Here is a 1134-nt window from a genome sequence, read left to right on the forward strand (position 1 = left end):
GCTGTGGCCCCGGCCGCCCCGCGGATCGGTGATGCGCAGCTGGCGCGGCCCGGGACACGGCGGTCCGCCACCGGGCGGGCCGCGACGGCGGAGACGGGCCGGCTGAGGTGCGCGGATCAGGCGAAGTCGCCGGCGGCGCGGCGCACCGAGCGCAGCAGCGCGGTCAGCTGCTCCTCCTCGGCCGGGTCCAGCCCGGACAGGCCGAAGTCGATGCCGGTCACCGCGGCCGTGGCCTTCTCCAGCCGGGCACGCCCCTCGGTGGTCAGCTCGACCAGGGTGGCGCGGCGGTCGGTGGGGTGCGGCACCCGCCGGACGAGGTCGTCGCCCTGCAGCCGGTCGACGATGTTGGTCACGCTCGTCGGGTGCAGCTGCAGGCGCTCGCCCATCACCCGCATCGGGAGGCTGCCGCGGCGCGCGAAGTCCAGCAGCACCAGGGCCTCGTAGCGGGCGAAGGTCAGCCCGTGCGGCCGGAGCGCCGTGTCGACGGCGGAGAGCAGGATCTGCTGCACCCGCATCACGCTGGTGACCGTCGCCATCGTGCGCGCGGGGCCGACCCGCTCCTCCCAGAGCTCGGCCGCACGCTGGATCGGGTCGAAGGGGAGCGACCCGCGGGATGCCATGGCCCGACGCTAGCAAGTGCCGTGACCGGATCCGTTCCGCACGCCGGGCGTGGCACGGTGTCGGCATGCTCTTCGCCTTCAGCATCGCCCCGTCCGGATCGGACTCCGGGGACGGCAGCGTCGGTGCGGCCGTCGCCGAGGCCGTCCGGGTGGTCCGCGAGTCCGGTCTGCCGAACGAGACCACCTCGATGTTCACCACGATCGAGTCCGAGACCTGGGACGAGGGGATGGCGGTGGTCAAGCGCGCCGTCGAGGCCGTCACCGCCGTGTCGCCGCGGGTCAGCCTGGTCCTCAAGGCCGACATCCGGCCCGGGTACCAGGGGCAGCTGCAGGCCAAGGTGGAGCGGGTCGAGGAGCACCTGCGCGGGGGCGGCGCGTGAGCGCCCCGGCCGGACCGGGGGCCGGGGGACCCGGTCCGGCACGGGTCGTGCTGGTCCACGGCGCCTGGCACCGCGGGGTGTCGTGGGCGCCGGTGGCCGAGGCACTGGCGGCCCGGGGTGTGGCGGCGGTCGCG

At 75.8% G+C, this 1134-nt stretch carries 2 protein-coding genes; one reads left to right on the forward strand and one right to left on the reverse strand.

Annotated features, from left to right (window positions below):
* Window positions 1–116 precede the first annotated feature (116 nt).
* Window positions 117–620 carry a MarR family winged helix-turn-helix transcriptional regulator gene (locus GTW08_RS24880; RefSeq protein ID WP_073578491.1) on the reverse strand — a complete coding sequence of 168 codons (504 nt, stop codon included), beginning with the start codon at window positions 618–620 and terminating at the stop codon, window positions 117–119.
* Window positions 621–685: 65 nt separating this feature from the next.
* On the opposite strand from GTW08_RS24880, the gene GTW08_RS24885 reads away from it, so the two are divergent.
* Window positions 686–1000 (forward strand): thiamine-binding protein, encoded by a 315-nt coding sequence (locus GTW08_RS24885; protein ID WP_073578490.1) that lies wholly within the window; start codon window positions 686–688, stop codon window positions 998–1000.
* Window positions 1001–1134 lie beyond the last annotated feature (134 nt).

This window comes from Pseudonocardia sp. SID8383 (genome assembly GCF_009864975.1).
Lineage (GTDB): Bacteria > Actinomycetota > Actinomycetes > Mycobacteriales > Pseudonocardiaceae > Pseudonocardia > Pseudonocardia alni.